We start from the raw sequence: 16,624 nt of genomic DNA on the forward strand, positions 1-16,624 counted from the left end.
TCAAGGTCATCAAGCGCATGGCCTACGGATTCCGCGACTCAGCCTATTTCTTCCTGAAGATCAAGGCCGCCTTCCCCGGAAAGGCGCGATGAACCTGAAAAAAGGGGCGATCGGATCGCCCCTTTTCTTTGTCGCCGCTTCTACCTCAGCCGGCCACCCGCACCGCGGCCGCGCGATAGTGGCGCTGCGCTTCTTCCGGCCGCTCCAGCTGTTCCAGCAGGCTGGCCAGCGCCAGGTGGGTGTCTATGGTCGGCGCCAGGCTGAGCGAAGCCTCCAGATAGCTCTGCGCCTTGCCCCACAGCTGGGCGCCCATGCATAGCCGCCCCAGCGAGAACAGCAGGCCGGCGTCCCGCGGCTGGCGCTTCAGCCAGCCCTCGCCCTTGGCCAGGCAGGCCACCGGATCGCCCTCGCCATCGCCGCAGTGGGCGTACAGACGGGCCAGGCCGCTGTCCCACTCCTCGTCCAGCAGGCGCTCCAGCGTGCGCCGCGCTGCAGGGCCTTCGCCGGCCGCAGCCAGCAGCGGCATGGCGCGTTCCACCAGGCGGCGGTCCTTCAACTCGTCCGCCGGGATCTCCAGCCAGTAGGCAGCCAGCGCGGCGCGGTCGGTCGCCAGTTCCTTCAGCCGTTCCACATGGGCGCGGCGGATCAGCGGTGCAGCCTGCTCGTCGGACAAGGCCTTGTGCTTGTGCAGTTGGCGGGTCAGGCGCAGCGCCTCGTCCCAGCGTTCCAGTGCGGAGGCCACCCGCAGCGCCAGGCGCAGCGCGGCGATGTGGCGATGGCCGGCCAGCTTGAGCATCTCCAGGCGCTCGGCGGCCTCCTCGAAGCGCCTCCCTTCCACCGCCAGTTCGGCTTCGGTCATCAGCCGTGCCACCCGGGCCTCCTCGCCACTGTCGGCAGCGTGGCCGATCCAGATGCGGTAGCGGGTGTCGTCACGCATCGCATGCGCGGCACGTGCGGCCACCAGCGCCGCCATGGCCGGGCTCTCGCCGGAGGAAAAGGCATTGGAAGCGAACTTCAGCGCCTGGGAGAAACGGCCCTCGAAGAGGGTACGCAGCGCTTCGCGCAGGGCGCGGCCCGCCTTCTCGCGCCGACGCCGCTCACGCCACTGCACAACCCGCCGCGGCAAGCCCAGCGTGCGGCTGATGAGCCTCACCACCACGTAGGCGAGCAGAAAGCCAAGCAGCAGGAGCACCACCAGCAGGTTCAGCGACAACTGGGCCCGCCACGGCGGCAGCACCACCAGCACGTAGCCGTCGTTGAAGCCGGCCACCATCGCCAGGCCCACCGCCAGCGCAAAGATGCCGATAAGCCAGATCAAGGCACGCATGGACCGCCCCTCAGCGCTGCGGCGCCGCAGCGCCGTTGCCCTGGCCGTTCGCCGGGCGCGCGGCCTCGGCGGCGGGAGCCGGCGGGCGCAGGTCGCCGGCACGGGCCTGCAGCACGCGTAGCGCGGCGAAACTCTCATTGAGGCTGAGACGCTGCACCGACACCGGCACCACTTCCAGCACGCGCAGCTCCTGGACGGCTTCCTTGACGCGCGGATCGCGCAGATCGAAGAAGCGCTCCATCCAGTTGCGCGCTTGCGCGAGATCGGCGGCATAGGTGCGGCCATCCCGCGCCAGCAGCGCCAGACGGGCGGTCAGCAGGCGGATCTTCAGGTTCTCGCGCAAGAAAGTGCTCTGCGCCGGCGCCAGCAGCACCGGTTCGGTCTGGTCCAGCCGCTCGACGCGCACCAAGTCGCGCATCTCATGCCAGACATCGCGCGCCAGTTCGCCGACGAAGGCCAGCGCCGCGGCGGTCTTGCCACCACTGTTGTCTATCGGCGCAGCCGCCGGGCTTTCCGGACTGACGGCCGCTTCGCCGGCGAAGGCCAGCGGCAGCGCGTCGGCCCGCTCCAGCAGACGCTCCAGCCGCAGGGCGACACCCGGGACATCCACGTCGGGCTGCCGTTTCAGCTGTTCGATGTCGTTGGACAGGGCACGGCGCAGCGGGGCCAGCTGGCCACGGTCACTGGCCGCCAGGCGGGCCTCGGCCCCCTGCAGGGCGATCAGCGCCGCCTCCAGGTTGCCGGCGAGCTGCAGCTGCTGGGCGGCGATGGAAATCGCCTGCTCCACCTCGGCCACCACCCGGTCCTCGCGGGAACGGGAGAATTCCTGGTACAGCGCCTCCAGCGCGGCGGCCTGGCCTTCGGTTGCCTCCACCTTGGATTCCAGCGCACCCAGCTTGCCCTGCAGGGTGGCGAGGGCTTCCTGCTGCTGCCGGTTCAGCGCGCGCACCTCGGTCGCCGCGGTATCGCTCTCGGCGAGTCGGCGCGCCAGCTCCTCGCGGGTCTGGGTATTACGCTGACGGGTATCCCAAGCCTGCCAGCCTGCCACCGCGGCAGCGATGAGCGCGATCACGGCAAGCAGGAGGGCCCAGCCGCTGGCACCGCTGCGGGACGGCTCGGACGTCGCGGCAAGGGCAGGCCTCGGGGCCTGGGGAGACGCCGCATCGCCGGGCGACGCGGGCTGGGGGAGTGCGGGGGTTTCGTCGTTCATGCTGAGAGTTTAACCCGGATGTACAGTGATTTTTCCCGCGCGGCCCGCTCGGATACCGCCGCACGGCGCCCTCGGCAGGGCTGGCGGCAATCAGCCCCGCACTTCGAAGAACGGCACGAGATAGCCCTGCATGTGCTGCCGGAATCTTAACGTCATTAGCCCGCCGCATCCCGCAGCAATGCGGCCAAAACACCGTCATCGCCAGCACCACAACAGATGACGCGCCTGAAACCGGCCGCTTCGGCGGCCGCCGCGATGCGGGTGTGGGGGGCGATCACGCAGACGCCCGCCAGCGCCGCCAGACCTTGCTCACCGACCATAGTCAAGAAGTTGCCCACGCCCTCGCTGCTGGTCAGCACGAGGGCATGAAGGCGGCCATTGGCAGCATCGGCGATCAAGGGGCCCGGATCGCACTGCGGAATGCGGCGCCGGTAACAGCTTACGTAATCGACCTCGGCGCCTCGCGCGAGCAGGGTTTCCCCGAGCAGATCGCGGCCGCCGTCGCCGCGGAATATCACCACCCGCCGACCACACACCGCATCCGCGGCAAAGGCTGGCAGGCTGAGTACCGCCTCGCTGTCGAAGCCCTGGTCGGGGGCGACCACATTCAGGAAGCCACGCCGGGCGAGCGCCCCCTCGCTGCCCTTGCCCACGGTGGCCACCACCGTATGCGCAGGCCAGGCGCGGCGCGGCAGGATGAAGTCCAGCGCATGGCCAACCGCGTTCGGGCTAACGAAGAAGGCGAGGTCGTAATCCTGCAGGCTCGCAGTTGCCGCCTGCAGGCCGGCAGTGTCTTCAGGCTCGGCGATCTCGATGACCGGGAAACGAATCGCCTCGCCGCCCAATCGGGCAATGGCTTCGCACAGCGACTCCGCCTGCCCGGCTGGACGGGTGACGACGATGCGGCGCCCGCTCAGCGGCAGGTCCGGCAAACGCGTCGAGTCCATCTCCATGATCCGGGCTGCGGCAAATACGGACGCTGGCTAGCCCAGGCTGGCCAGCAGCGCCTCCGCGCCCTGCTCCCGCAGCGAGACAGCCAGGGCCACGCCCAGCGCCTCGGCATCCGCCGGCGCGCCGCACTGCTCCGCGCGCAGGATCTCGCTGCCGTCAGGCCGGGCGACAAACCCCCGCAGCCACAACTGGCCGTCCTTCACCTCCGCGTAGGCGCCCAAAGGCACCTCGCAGCTACCCGCCAGCGCCCGCGCCACCGCGCGCTCCGCACGCACGCAGGCGGAGGTGTCGGGGTCATTGAGCGGCGCCAGCCATTGCAGCAAGTCCTGCCGGCCGGCGAGGCACTCGATGCCCAGCGCCCCCTGGCCAGCCGCCGGCAGCGAGGTCTCCGCCGGCAGCACGCCGCGGATGCGGGAGCCCAGGCCGAGCCGCGTCAGACCGGCAGCGGCGAGGATGATCGCGTCGTACTGGCCTTCGTCCAGCTTGCGCAGGCGGGTATCCAGGTTGCCGCGCAGGCTGGTGACGCCAAGGAAGGGATAGTGAGCGTGCAGCTGCGACTCGCGCCGCAGCGAAGAGGTGCCGACCACCGTGCCCGGCGGCATGTCGGCCAGGCTGTCGTAGCGGTTGGAAACGAAGGCATCCAGCGGCACTTCACGCTCGGAAATGCAGGCCAGGGTGAAGTCCTCTCCCATCTCCATCGGCACATCCTTCATCGAATGCACCGCGATGTCGGCACGGCCGTCCAGCAGCGCGGTTTCCAGCTCTTTCACGAACAAGCCCTTGCCGCCCACCTTGGCCAGCGGGCGGTCCAGGATCTGGTCGCCGCGGGTGGTCATGCCCAGCAACTCGACCTGGCATGAGGGATACAATGCCTCGAGCCGGGCCTTGACATGCTCCGCCTGCCACAACGCAAGACGGCTTTCTCGGGTGGCAATGACGATACGCTCGGGCGCGGCGGAAGTGGAACCGGATTGGGCAACGCTCACGATAAGGAACTCATGCGGGATAGGAATCTGGCGCCGAACGGAACATGCGCGGTCATGAAACAGACCGCCCGGCCCGGCGAAACGGTGGCATCAGGGTTCGCACCAATAGTGCGGAAGCTGGCGTGGATTCTAGCATGCGTGCCCGCTGCCCTCGCCGCGGCGCCCAGCCTGCCACCCGCCACCGACTTCAACCGCGACGCCGCGGCCCTGCATGCCGAAGGCCGGGTCCTGGTCGTGCTGTACAGCCGTTCGGATTGCCACTGGTGCGAACAGGCCAGGGCTTATCTGGCGCCGATGGATGACGAGGCCGCCACGCGGGGACTCGCCCGGTATCGCCAGATCGACATCGATTCGGACCGCACGCTCACCGGCTTCGATGGCCGCGCCACCACCCACCGCGCCTTCGCCGCGCAACGGGCGGTGCGCCTTGCCCCCACGGTTGCGTTTTACGCCCCGGACGGCAGCCTGCTCGGAGAAAACATCGTGGGCATGCGCCTGCCGGACTTTTATGGCCAGTATCTGGCCGACGCCTTACACGCCGCCGCAACCCGCCTGCATCGGACCGAACACTGACTTCCCTCCCCCCCTCCCGCTCAGACCCATGACCCAGGACAAGGACGCGCCGCTGCGCGAAGACATCAGACTGCTCGGCCGCCTGCTCGGCGATACCGTGCGTGACCAGCAAGGCGACGCCAGCTTCGAGTTGGTGGAACGCATCCGCCAGAACTCGGTGCGCTTCCGCCGCGACGATGACCATGCCGCACGAAAGGAACTCGAAGGCACGCTGGACGCCCTCTCCCGCGAGCAGACCATCCAGGTGGTGCGCGCCTTCAGCTACTTTTCCCACCTCGCCAACATTGCCGAGGACCAGCACCACATCCGTCGCAGCCGCGCCCACCTGATCGCCGGCTCGGCACCGCGCGAAGGCAGCCTGGCGCATGCGCTCGCGCTGGCCTTCGCCGACGGCAAGACCACGCCGGCCACCCTTGCCGGTTTTCTCGGCGAAGCGCTGATCTCGCCGGTGCTCACCGCACATCCCACCGAGGTCCAGCGCAAGAGCATCCTCAACTGCCAGACGGTGATCGCCCGCCTGCTGGACGAGCGCGATCGCAAACAACTCACGCCGGAAGAAAGCGAGGCCAACGACGAGGCCCTGCGCCGCGCGGTGCTCACCTTGTGGCAGACCCGCATGCTGCGGCCCGCCAAGCTGTCGGTGGTCGACGAGGTAAATAATGGCCTCTCCTATTTCGAGACCACCTTCCTGCATGAGCTGCCGCGGCTCTACGCCAACCTGGAAGACCGCCTGGCCGCGGCCGACCCGGCACTGGGCAAGCAGGAACTTCCCGCCTTCCTGCAGGTGGGCAACTGGATAGGCGGCGACCGCGACGGCAACCCCTTCGTCACCGCCGATATCCTGGAGCAGGCGCTGGCCATGCAGGCCAGCGTCGCCCTCCGCCATTACCTGGACGAACTGCACACGCTGGGCTCCCAGCTGTCGCTCGCCCTCGGCCTGGTCAGCGCCTCCGACGCCCTGCTGACACTCGCCCAGGGCTCACCGGACAGCTCGCCGCACCGCAGCGACGAACCCTATCGCCTGGCCCTCGCCGGCATCCACGCCCGCGTCGCCGCCACCCACCGCGCGCTGATCGGCACAGAGCCCATCGGCCACGCCGCCGACCACGCCCAACCGTACGACAGCGCCCAGGCCCTGCTGGACGACCTCGACGTCATCCACCGCTCGCTGGTCGCCAACGGCTCCGCCGCCCTGGCGCGCGGCCGGCTGCGCCACCTGCGCTGCGCTGTACGGGTGTTCGGCTTCCACCTCGCGCCCATCGATCTGCGGCAGAACTCCGATGTGCACGAGCGCACCGTCGCCGAACTGCTGGAAGTCGCCCGCCCCGGCAGCGCCTACCTCAACCTGGACGAAACCGCCCGCTGCGCATTACTGCTGGAGGAACTGGCCACACCGCGGCCACTCGCCTCGCCGCATGTGCACTACAGCGAGGAAGCGGAATCCGAGTTGGAGATCTTTCGCGCCGCCCGAGAAGCCCACCGCCGCTACGGCCGCAACGCCATCCGCAACTGCATCATTTCCAAGACCGACGACGTCTCCGATGTGCTGGAACTCGCGCTGCTGCTGAAGGAAGCTGGACTGCTGCGGCCGCATGAATCCGCGCTGGACGTGAATCTGGTGCCGCTGTTCGAAACCATAGGCGACCTGGAGAACGCCGCCGGCGTCATGGAGCGCCTGTTCTCGCTGCCGCTCTATCGCAAGCTGCTGGAAGCGGCCGGCAACACCCAGGAGGTGATGCTGGGCTACTCCGACAGCAACAAGGACGGTGGCTTCCTCACCTCCGGCTGGGCGTTGTACAAGGCCGAGGGCGAACTGGTGGACGTGTTCGCCCGCCACGGCGTGCGCATGCGCCTGTTCCATGGCCGCGGTGGCTCGGTCGGCCGAGGCGGCGGCCCCAGCTACCAGGCCATCCTGGCGCAGCCGGACGGCGCAGTGCAGGGCCAGATCCGGCTGACCGAGCAGGGCGAAGTGATCGCCGCCAAGTATGGCAACCCGGAAGTCGGCCATCGCAACCTGGAAGTGCTGGTTGCCGCCACGCTGGAAGCCAGCCGGCGGCCTGAGAGCGCAGCCCCCACACCGCCGGAATTCCTCGATGCGATGCAGGCGCTGTCGGACTCAGCCTTCGCCGCTTACCGCGGCCTGGTTTATGAAACCGAGGGCTTCGAGCAGTACTTCTGGGAATCCACCGTGATCGCCGAGATCGCCGGCCTCAACATCGGCTCGCGCCCGGCCTCGCGCAAGAAAGGCACCAGCATCGAAGATCTGCGCGCGATTCCCTGGGTGTTCTCCTGGTCCCAGTGCCGGCTGATGCTGCCGGGCTGGTTCGGCTTCGGCACCGCGGTGAAGCAGTACCTCGCCGGCCATCCCAAGGACGGCCTCGCCCGCCTGCAGGCGATGCACAAGGACTGGTCCTTCTTCACCACCCTGCTGTCCAACATGGACATGGTTCTGTCCAAGACCGACCTCGCCATCGCCTCCCGCTACGCCGAACTGGTCAAGGACGCCGAACTGCGCGAAGCCATTTTCAATCGCATCCGCGGCGAATGGCAGGACACGGTGGACGCCCTGCTCGCCATCACCGGCCAGCAGGAACTTCTGGCCGACAACCCACTGCTGAAGCGCTCCATCCGCAACCGCTTCCCTTACCTGGATCCGCTCAACCACGTCCAGGTGGAACTGCTGCGACGCCACCGCGAGCATGGGGACGACGAGCGCCTGCGTGTCGGCATCCACATCTCCATCAACGGCATCGCCGCCGGCCTGCGCAACAGCGGCTGAAGTCTCGCCGAGGGCAATGAAAAGTCCTGGCCGCGGTTTTTATACCGCGGCCAGGACTTTTTCCCCTTTTTCCCGCTGCTCCCGCAGGCCTGTTATCGCAGAGGACGCCTCAAAGCCCCAGCGCCTGGCGCACCGCTGGCCACTGCCGCCGGCTGACCGGCAGACGCTCGGGCAACCCCGCCAGCAGCACCTCCCAGTGTGCCTCACCATCGGTGTCGCCCACCCGCTCCACCCCCTGGATCGCGGTACGGGCCACCAGGCAGTTGCGGTGTATGCGCAGGAAGCGGTCGCAAAACTCCTGCTCGATCTGCACCAACGATTCGTCCAGCACGAACTCCCGCTCAACCGTCTTCGCCGTCACATACTTCAGTTCCGCCTTGAGGTAGCGCACGTCCTCCACCGGCAGCAGCAGGATGCGGCCGCGCTCGCTGACGCCGAAGTGGCGCCGCTCACCGGAAGCAGCGGTGGTGGCCAGCTCGGCCTGCAGGGGACGCTGACCGCGGACCTTGCTCAGCGCCGCCGCCAGACGCTCGGCCCGCACCGGCTTCACCAGGTAGTCCGTCGCTGCCAGCTCGAAAGCCTGCACCGCGTACTGGTCATAGGCGGTGGTGAACACCACCACCGGCGCCTGCGGCAGGCGCCCCAGTTCCCGCGCCAGTTCCACGCCGTCCATCACCGGCATGCGGATGTCGGCGAGCACCACGTCCACGCCGCCAGCCTCGACCAGGCGCAGTGCCTCAACACCATTGGCCGCCATGCCGGCAACGACGTTGGGCTGGACTGCAGCGATGTCGCCGAGCAGGTCGCGAAGGCGCGAGCGCGCCGGCGCTTCATCGTCGACGATCAGGACACGCAGCGGAAGATCGCTCATGGGGTAACGCTCCTGAAGGGTAGATGCAGGCGGACGCGGTAGCGCCCCTCACCACTTTGTATATGCAATCCGGCTTCAATGTCGAAAAAGAGTGTTAACCGCTCACGAATGTTGTCCAGCGCCATCTGGTTGCCTGCACGCTGGCGGGCGGTGTCCGACAGTGGGTTATCCACCTCCAGCCGCAATTCCTTGCCGCGGTGCTGCACGCGCACCACGATCTCGCCCTCCTCCTCGCAAGGCTCGATGCCGTGATACACCGCGTTCTCCAGCAAGGGCTGCAGCAGGAGCGGCAGCACCAGCGCCTGCTCGGGGCCGGTGCCATCGCCCGAGGGCGGGTCGATCTCCCAGCGCACATTCAGGCGATCCCCCAGGCGCAAGCGCTCCAGGTCCAGATAACGCTCGCATAGCAACAGTTCTTCTGCGAGGGGAACAAGTTCCCGATTGTCCCGCATCAGCACCCGGAACAAATCCGCCAACTCTTCCAGCGCACGTTCCGCACGCCGCGGATCGGAACGGATCACACCCAACACACCATTGATGCTATTGAACAGGAAGTGGGGGCGGATGCGCGCAGTGAGCGCCAGCAGACGGGCCTCCGTCAGGGCAGGCGAATACAGACGTTGGCGGTAATCGAAGTAGAGCAGCGCAACAACCGCCGCGCCCGCCGCCCACGCCAGTTCCTGACCAGGGAAAGCGCCGTCGGTCGAGAACAGTGGCCAGGCCAGCAGCACCGCACCCAGGGCGGCAGCCAGCACAATGCCGGGCGCCCAGCGCGGCCCGGCAAGCTGCAGGGCCGGCCCCAGCGCGTAAAGCAACAGCACCGCGAGGAATAGCGGCGGCTCGACCTGGCCGGCCATTACGATCAGGCGGTCTGCCAGTACCTCAGACGCCATCTCGCCCCGTAGCAGCACAGTGAGCAAAGCAAGAAGATTGACCAACAGCAGCACACGCAAGATGACGCCGAGATTACGGAAATCCGGCACGGTGGGCACGGCAGGCGAGCGTGGCTTTTGCTTTATACTTTCCATGGCTTACGCGAGGCGACGATACGCCCGCAGCGACATCGCACGACCGGCCGGACGGTTCCGCCCCGGCCCTCCTTCCTCAGTACGGACATTATGACAGATACCACCTCGTCGCCCGACAACGCCGCGCAGCCGGGCAAGGCTTGGTCCGGCCGCTTCTCGGAGCCGGTTTCCGACCTCGTCAAACGCTACACCGCCTCGGTCAACTTCGATCAGCGCATGGCCCGCCAGGACATCCGCGGCTCCCTCGCCCATGCCCGCATGCTGGCGCGCCAGGGCATCATCGGCACGACCGACCTCGCCGACATCGAACGCGGCATGAGCCAGATACTGGGCGAGATCGAGCGCGGCGAGTTCGCCTGGAACCTGGACGACGAAGACGTACATCTCAACATCGAGAAGCGCCTGACCGCGCTGGTCGGCGACGCCGGCAAGCGCCTGCACACCGGCCGCAGCCGCAACGACCAGGTTGCCACCGACATCCGCCTGTGGCTGCGCGACGCCATCGATACCATCCTTGCCCTGATCGGGGAGTTCCAGCGCCAGTTGCTGAACGTCGCCGAAGCGAACGCGGCCACGCCCATGCCCGGCTTCACCCATCTGCAGGTTGCCCAGCCAGTCACCTTCGGCCACCACCTGATGGCCTATTACGAGATGAGCCGGCGCGACGCCGAACGCTTCGCCGATTGCCGCAAGCGGGTGAACCGCCTGCCGCTGGGCAGCGCCGCGCTGGCCGGCACCAGCTATCCGATAGACCGCGAATCCGTCGCCGCGGAGTTGGGCTTCGACGAGGTCTGCTACAACTCGCTGGACGCGGTCAGCGACCGCGACTTCGCCATCGAATTCTGCGCCGCCTCAGCACTGCTGATGACGCATCTCTCCCGCCTGTCTGAAGAGCTCATCCTGTGGATGAGCCCGCGCGTCGGCTTCATCGACCTCGCCGACCGCTTCTGCACCGGCTCCAGCATCATGCCGCAGAAGAAGAACCCGGACGTTCCCGAACTCGTCCGCGGCAAGACCGGCCGGGTGAACGGCAGCCTGATCGCCCTGCTCACGCTGATGAAGGGGCAGCCCCTGGCCTACAACAAGGACAACCAGGAGGACAAGGAACCGCTGTTCGACACCGCCGACACGGTCATCGACACCCTGCGCATCTACGCCGACATGATCACCGGCATCCGGGTGAAGACGGACGCCATGCTGGGTGCCCTGTCCCAGGGCTACGCCACCGCCACCGACCTGGCCGATTACCTGGTCAAGAAAGGCCTGCCCTTCCGCGACGCCCACGAAGCCGTTGCCCTGGCGGTGCGCGCCGCCGAGCGCCATGGTTGCGATCTGCCGCAGTTCAGCGCGGCCGAACTGAAGGTGGCGATGGCAGAAGTGCCAGGTGCCGCCGACCGCCTGGGAGACGACGTGTTTGCGGTGCTGACGGTGGAAGGCTCCCTCGCCTCGCGCAGGCACATCGGCGGCACCGCGCCGGAGCAAGTGCGCGCCGCGGTGGCGCGCGCACGCGCCCAGCTCGGCTGACACGCCGATGGCGGCGGAGCGCATCGGCAAGTACGAGATCCGCCGCCTGCTGGGCGAAGGGGCGACCAGCGCCGTCTTCCTGGCCTGGGACCCCTTCAACCAGCGCGACGTCGCGGTCAAGCGCCTCTACCCGGAAGTCCTGCGCGACCAGGACCGCGGCCGGCTCTACCGTCATCTGCTGCTCAACGAGGCGGCGCTGGCCGGCAAGCTCACCCATCCGCACATCGTCGGTATCTACGATGCGGTCATCAGCGACGAAGAAGCCTACGTCGTCATGGAGTACGTGCCCGGCGGCACGCTGGAGGCGCTGACCTGTCCCGGCTCGCTGCCCGCCTTCGACCGGGTGATCGAGATCGTCTTCAAATGCACGCGCGCACTGGACTATGCCTTTCACCGCGGCGTCACCCACCGGGACATCAAGCCCGCCAATATCCTGCTGGCCGATGCGGCCGGCACCGACATCCGCGTCACCGACTTCGGCGCCGCGCTGCATACCGCCAGCGACACCACGCAGATCTCGGGCATAGGTTCGCCGGCCTACATGTCGCCGCAACAAGTCCGGGAGATGCCGCTGGATCATCGCACCGACATCTACTCGCTGGGCGTGGTCATGTATCAGTTACTGACCGGCCACCTGCCCTTCGAATCGGACAATAACTACAGCCTGCTCTACCGCATCGCCCACGAGATTCCTCCGCCCCCCTCGGAGTACCGGCCGGAGGTACCCGAAGCCCTGGACACCATCGTGCGCCGGGCAATGGAAAAAGAGATCGAGAACCGCTACCAGACCTGGGCCGAGTTCTCCCACGATCTCGCCCTTGCTTTCCGCAACCGCAGCGTCGCCAGCGATCACCAAGCCATTCCCGAAGCGGAGAAGTTCCAGACCCTGCGCGGCATGGCTTTCTTCCGCGAGTTCGCCGACGCCGAGATCTGGGAGGTCATCGGCCTGTCGCAATGGAGCCGCGTGCAGCCGGGCACCGTGGTGATCAAGGAAGGCGAAGCAGGCGACCACTTCTGCTTCCTGGCGGAAGGCGAAGCGCGGGTGCGCAAGCGCGGCCGCCTGCTGAACGTGCTGACCGCAGGCGAATGCTTCGGCGAGATGGCGCTGTTTTCCGCCGGTGGCGGCGTGCGCTCCGCATCGGTCGACGCCACCACGGAATGTGCCGTCGTCACCATCCGTGGCCGCTCCCTGCAACGAGCCTCCGACACCTGCCGCATGCATTTCTACAAGGCCTTCCTCGAAGTGCTGTCCACCCGCCTCTCGCTAGCCAGTTCCCGGATCGCCAATCTGTGAAAATCGAAGACTTGCTTCCGGCCATAGCGGAAGCACTCCACCAGGCCGGCGGCAAAGCTGTCCAGCTGGCCTCGGCGAGACCGGCCGGAGGGAGCACTCCAGCACTGGACGTGCAGGGCAAAGGCGTGAGGTACTTTGTCAAGCTGGCCGACATCACGGTCGCCGAGCGCCTGGACGCCGAAGCAGAGGGCCTTGCGGCCCTTGCAGCCACGGGCGCTTTCCGCGTACCGGATGTCCTTGCGCAAGGACGCGTCGGCGACCAGGCCTTCCTCGTGCTGGAGCACCTCTCCCTGCACCGGGTGAGTTCAGCAAAAGAGGGCGAACGCTTTGCTCAGGCCCTGTCCGCCCTCCATGCAACCACGGGCGAGCGCTACGGCTGGCATCGCAGCAACTACCTGGGCCCCACCCGCCAATTCAACGACAGACAGGACAACTGGGTGATCTTCCTGAGCCGACACCGCCTCGCCCCCCTGCTGACCCTGGCGGGCAAGGCCGGTTATATCCAGGAAATAGAACGCCCCGGCCTTCGTCTGCTCGAACGCCTGCCCGCCCTCTTCCTAGACTACCGCCCGGCCCCATCGCTCCTGCACGGCGACCTCTGGCATGGCAATGCAGCCATGACGGAGGATGGCACTCCGACCCTTTTCGATCCCGCCTGCCACTATGGTGACCGGGAAGCGGATCTAGCCATGGCCGAGCTGTTCGGTGGTTTCCCGAGCGCCTTCTACGCTGCCTATCGCCGCCTTGCACCGCTGTCCGCGGACTATGAGGTCCGGAAACTGGTCTATCAGCTGCATCACCTCCTCAACCATCTGCACATTTTCGGAAGAACCTATGCAGGACAGGTTCAACGGCTACTCGCCCAGTTGCTCAGGGAGCTTTCCTGAGCGGAGATGAGAGCATCATCAGAAAAGCCCGCCTGTTTTACTGTTATCCTTCCGCTACGGGTGTCGAGCGTTTTTACACTCCTGATTCCACCCCGCCTGAAAAAAATAAAAACCCTTTCAGTTCAATAGACTAACAACAGCATCAAAACGGGCGCGCTTTTTGCTCCAACTTGGTGCAATAGACCAAGCGTGGCAATCCGCACAGCTCAAGTCTTCCGGAAACCGCTACGATTCGCGTCAAAACGAACACTTTCGCAGGCTGACACCATGACCGAGCATGAGCAACACCTGAAAGCCAAGCAGTCTCCTCAGGATTTGCGCCGCCGTCTCCTAAAGGCGGGAGCCGCCTCCGCTCCGGTGATCATGAGCCTGTCGGCGAAGTCGGCGCTGGCCCAAGGCACCTGCGTGTCCCCCTCCGCTTTCGCCTCGGTCCGTGCCAACGCGTTGACCAGCAATGCCCCGGAGACCTTGAGCGAATGTCACTCGCACGGCTACTGGAAAACCCATACGTGGCCGTTCGGCGCGAGCCAGGGCACGCTTTTCTCCACGGTTTTCACTGCAGCTAGCGGTCCTGCGGGCAAGGTCAGCAAGGCTGCGGTCTCCTTCAGCACGCTTACGCTCTCTCAGGCCCTGAACCTCCAGGGCGGCGCCGGCGAGAGCATCACCACCGATTACACCCGGGACATCGTTAGCGCCTATCTGGACGCTCTGGCGGGCAACCTGAAGATCGGCACCGGCACCGCAGACACGGTTGCCGTCCTGCAGGACATGTGGCGCTTCGCCATTGTGACTGGTACCTGGTCCACACCTTGGGGCAGCACCTGGGGGCGCGCAGATGCACGCGCCTACCTGGACGTGCTGGTAGGCAGCAGCAGCCTTTGATTCCCGCTCACTGACCTCCGGCTTTCCTTGCCCTTCTACCGCTGCAACTCAGACGCTTTCGTCGTTCGCTTCTTCGAGGAAGACGCCGTGCTCTTCCACAAGGCGAGTGGCGCAACTCATCATCTACCACCGCTGGCAAGCTATCTGCTTGGTGAATTGCTGCACAGCCCCGCTTCGTCCGAGACGCTGAGCAGCCCGCTCCTTGACGACGATAAGGATCGTGGCATATTGAGCGGTCAGATAGATGAGACGCTGGATGACCTATGCCGGCTCGGATTGATCAGCCGACACCTCTGAATTGCCCCGCACTGCCGCTTTCCGCGCTGACCGAAGCCGAGATCCAGGAGCGGCTAGAGAATGGCGGGCTGGCACTCTTGACCCCACCTTTCCGCTTCCGGATACGATCAAACGTGGCTGGCCTAGCGGCGACCTTGCGCGCGCTGTACGCCGACTTTCCACTAGGCAGCGAACAGGGTTTCGACGATTTCACCGTCACGCTGAGGAAAGCCCGGCCGTTTCGCCCCAAGGTCCACTTCGAAAGCGATGGTGGCCAACCTTTCGAACCCCTGCCCCTGGCACAGGCTTTTCCTATGCTGGAGTGGGGCTTCAACTGGTGCATCTCCTCCCACTGCCACAATTACATGATCACCCATGCGGCGGTCATCGAGCGCAATGGCTGCACCATCATCCTGCCGGCCCCGCCCGGATCCGGAAAAAGCACCCTGTGCGCCCTGCTCGTCGGCCACGGCTGGCGTTTGCTTTCTGATGAACTGGCCCTGCTGGACCCACACACCGGCCTGCTGACTCCGATCCCGCGCCCGATCAGCCTCAAGAACGCCTCCATCGGACTGATCCGGCAACGCTACCCGGACTTGCAACTCGGCTCGCTAGTGAAGGACACCGTCAAAGGCACGGTTGGGCATTTTCGGCCGCCATCGGATAGCGTCGCCAGGAGCGGAGAGCCTGGAACGCCCACTCACGTCATCTTTCCACACTATCGCAGTGGAGCGTCGACGTCGTCCATGCCGCTGAGCCGAGGCTCGGCTTTCATGCGAATGGCACAGAACACGTTCAACTACGACCTGTTGGGGCAAGCTGGATTTGCGGCTATGGGCGAACTAATCGCACGCGTTACCGCCTATGACTTCGAATATCAGGATGCCGACGACGCCATCGCCCACTTCGACTCGCTGGCGGGCATAGCGTAATGGAGCGATCACTGATCGTCACGGCTCTCACAGCCTACCCCCCTACAGCGGAGCGCAGCGCGACGGAGTGGACCCAGTTGCTACGCCAGGCGCGCATCCTCAATGTGCTGCCTCAACTCGCACGGCTATACGATCACACTACCGGAATACCTTCAGAGGTTTCACGCCACTTCGAATCTGCCCGCCGGATTGCCGAGCGGCTAGCACTGGACGTTCATCGCGAGGCGGAGCGCATCTCCACTGCCCTTCAGCCACTGAACATCCCGGTCGTCTTCCTCAAAGGCGGCGCCTATGTCCTGCGCGAGCTCTCCGCCGCGCGCGGCAGAGTCTTCTCGGACCTGGACCTGCTAGTACCCAAGGAGGCCATCACGGCCGCCGAGGACCGCTTGATCCGGGCCGGATGGGTGAGTTCCCATCACGACGCCTACGATCAACGCTATTACCGTCAATGGATGCACGAAATTCCGCCCCTGCGACATTTGCACCGTGGAACGATAGTCGACCTGCACCACACCATAACCCCGCCGACATGCCGCTTTCCTGTCCAGGGTGCGAAGCTGCTGGGCGCCCTAAACAGCCTGACCACCCTCCCGAACTGCCATACATTGAGCAATACCGACATGGTGCTGCATGCCGTGGTCCATCGCTTCATGGAAGGCGAATGGGCCAATGGATTTCGGGACTTGCTGGATTTGCACCGGCTGCTGGAAGAGTTCAGCAAGGATGCAGGCTTCGGCGATGCGCTCCTGAACAGAAGCCATGAACTCGGCCTGGAGATGCCACTACGGCAAACCCTGCATCAGCTCAAACGCATCTTCCCCACGCCTCTGTCGCCGGCGCTGAAAATCACTGCCCAACGCGGCCCCATCCGGGTGAGCGAACGCGTCACCAGCATGTTGATGGGTGAGGTCCTGATGCCAAGAGAGGCCGACGCGAAAACGCCGGAGCGGCGCTGGGCCGCGCCGCTGCTCTATTTGAGGGCGCACTGGCTGAGGATGCCGCCGCACCTGCTGGCGGCTCATCTGCTGCGCAAGGCCTTGCGGCCAGCGCAGGAAAACACGTCTTGAACAGCAAGGATCCGGCGAGGCCCTTACTGGATGAAAA

15 protein-coding genes are annotated in these 16,624 nt (G+C 66.1%); 9 read left to right on the top strand and 6 right to left on the bottom strand.

The genetic code is table 11. From position 1 onward, the window contains the following. Nucleotides 1–145: 145 nt before the first annotated feature. The 4 genes from C7389_RS11375 to hemC all read right to left on the bottom strand — a co-directional run bounded on the left by C7389_RS11375 (nucleotide 146) and on the right by hemC (nucleotide 4,474). Nucleotides 146–1,327 (bottom strand): heme biosynthesis HemY N-terminal domain-containing protein, encoded by a 1,182-nt coding sequence (locus tag C7389_RS11375; protein WP_133591461.1) that lies wholly within the window; start codon nucleotides 1,325–1,327, stop codon nucleotides 146–148. A 10-nt stretch (nucleotides 1,328–1,337) separates the two neighbouring features. Continuing rightward, a complete protein-coding gene (locus tag C7389_RS11380; protein ID WP_342773503.1) occupies nucleotides 1,338–2,399 on the bottom strand; it encodes a uroporphyrinogen-III C-methyltransferase in 1,062 nt (353 codons plus the stop codon). Between the two features lie 293 nt (nucleotides 2,400–2,692). Continuing rightward, a complete protein-coding gene (locus tag C7389_RS11385; RefSeq protein WP_342773504.1) occupies nucleotides 2,693–3,490 on the bottom strand; it encodes a uroporphyrinogen-III synthase in 798 nt (265 codons plus the stop codon). 30 nt (nucleotides 3,491–3,520) lie between these two features. After that, entirely contained in the window at nucleotides 3,521–4,474 is a 954-nt protein-coding gene (hemC, locus tag C7389_RS11390) for a hydroxymethylbilane synthase (protein WP_133591465.1), read from the bottom strand. Between the two features lie 54 nt (nucleotides 4,475–4,528). Between hemC and C7389_RS11395 the strand changes: the two genes are divergently transcribed. Together C7389_RS11395 and ppc are read left to right on the top strand one after the other, a co-directional pair. Next, entirely contained in the window at nucleotides 4,529–5,047 is a 519-nt protein-coding gene (locus tag C7389_RS11395) for a thioredoxin domain-containing protein (RefSeq protein ID WP_162851720.1), read from the top strand. A gap of 28 nt (nucleotides 5,048–5,075) precedes the next feature. Next, on the top strand, nucleotides 5,076–7,826 hold the full coding sequence (ppc, locus tag C7389_RS11400) for a phosphoenolpyruvate carboxylase (RefSeq protein WP_133591469.1): 2,751 nt from the start codon (nucleotides 5,076–5,078) through the stop codon (nucleotides 7,824–7,826). A gap of 109 nt (nucleotides 7,827–7,935) precedes the next feature. Here ppc and C7389_RS11405 read toward each other — a convergent pair whose 3' ends face one another. Together C7389_RS11405 and C7389_RS11410 are read right to left on the bottom strand one after the other, a co-directional pair. Next, nucleotides 7,936–8,697, bottom strand: a complete 762-nt coding sequence (locus C7389_RS11405) for a LytR/AlgR family response regulator transcription factor (RefSeq protein ID WP_133591471.1) — start codon at nucleotides 8,695–8,697, stop codon at nucleotides 7,936–7,938. Then, nucleotides 8,694–9,725 carry a sensor histidine kinase gene (locus C7389_RS11410; protein ID WP_133591473.1) on the bottom strand — a complete coding sequence of 344 codons (1,032 nt, stop codon included), beginning with the start codon at nucleotides 9,723–9,725 and terminating at the stop codon, nucleotides 8,694–8,696. Before C7389_RS11410 ends, C7389_RS11405 begins: the two co-directional genes overlap by 4 nt. A 90-nt stretch (nucleotides 9,726–9,815) precedes the next feature. Here C7389_RS11410 and argH point away from each other — a divergent pair, with 90 nt between their 5' ends. The 7 genes from argH to C7389_RS11445 all read left to right on the top strand — a co-directional run bounded on the left by argH (nucleotide 9,816) and on the right by C7389_RS11445 (nucleotide 16,587). Next, nucleotides 9,816–11,249, top strand: coding sequence for an argininosuccinate lyase (gene argH, locus C7389_RS11415; RefSeq protein ID WP_133591475.1), 1,434 nt, complete (start codon nucleotides 9,816–9,818; stop codon nucleotides 11,247–11,249). A gap of 7 nt (nucleotides 11,250–11,256) precedes the next feature. Further along, a complete protein-coding gene (locus tag C7389_RS11420) occupies nucleotides 11,257–12,543 on the top strand; it encodes a serine/threonine-protein kinase (protein ID WP_133591477.1) in 1,287 nt (428 codons plus the stop codon). Beyond that, nucleotides 12,540–13,430, top strand: coding sequence for a fructosamine kinase family protein (locus tag C7389_RS11425; protein WP_246034719.1), 891 nt, complete (start codon nucleotides 12,540–12,542; stop codon nucleotides 13,428–13,430). Before C7389_RS11420 ends, C7389_RS11425 begins: the two co-directional genes overlap by 4 nt. A 267-nt stretch (nucleotides 13,431–13,697) precedes the next feature. After that, nucleotides 13,698–14,312, top strand: a complete 615-nt coding sequence (locus C7389_RS11430; RefSeq protein ID WP_133591479.1) for a hypothetical protein — start codon at nucleotides 13,698–13,700, stop codon at nucleotides 14,310–14,312. A gap of 87 nt (nucleotides 14,313–14,399) precedes the next feature. After that, complete coding sequence (locus tag C7389_RS25855) at nucleotides 14,400–14,609, top strand: HPr-rel-A system PqqD family peptide chaperone (protein ID WP_162851721.1); 210 nt, start codon at nucleotides 14,400–14,402, stop codon at nucleotides 14,607–14,609. After that, nucleotides 14,576–15,520 carry an HprK-related kinase A gene (locus tag C7389_RS11440; protein ID WP_133591483.1) on the top strand — a complete coding sequence of 315 codons (945 nt, stop codon included), beginning with the start codon at nucleotides 14,576–14,578 and terminating at the stop codon, nucleotides 15,518–15,520. Before C7389_RS25855 ends, C7389_RS11440 begins: the two co-directional genes overlap by 34 nt. Beyond that, a complete protein-coding gene (locus tag C7389_RS11445) occupies nucleotides 15,520–16,587 on the top strand; it encodes a nucleotidyltransferase domain-containing protein (protein WP_133591486.1) in 1,068 nt (355 codons plus the stop codon). Before C7389_RS11440 ends, C7389_RS11445 begins: the two co-directional genes overlap by 1 nt. Nucleotides 16,588–16,624: the final 37 nt, after the last annotated feature.

Source organism: Azoarcus indigens (assembly GCF_004361735.1).
Classification (GTDB): Bacteria; Pseudomonadota; Gammaproteobacteria; order Burkholderiales; family Rhodocyclaceae; genus Azoarcus; species Azoarcus indigens.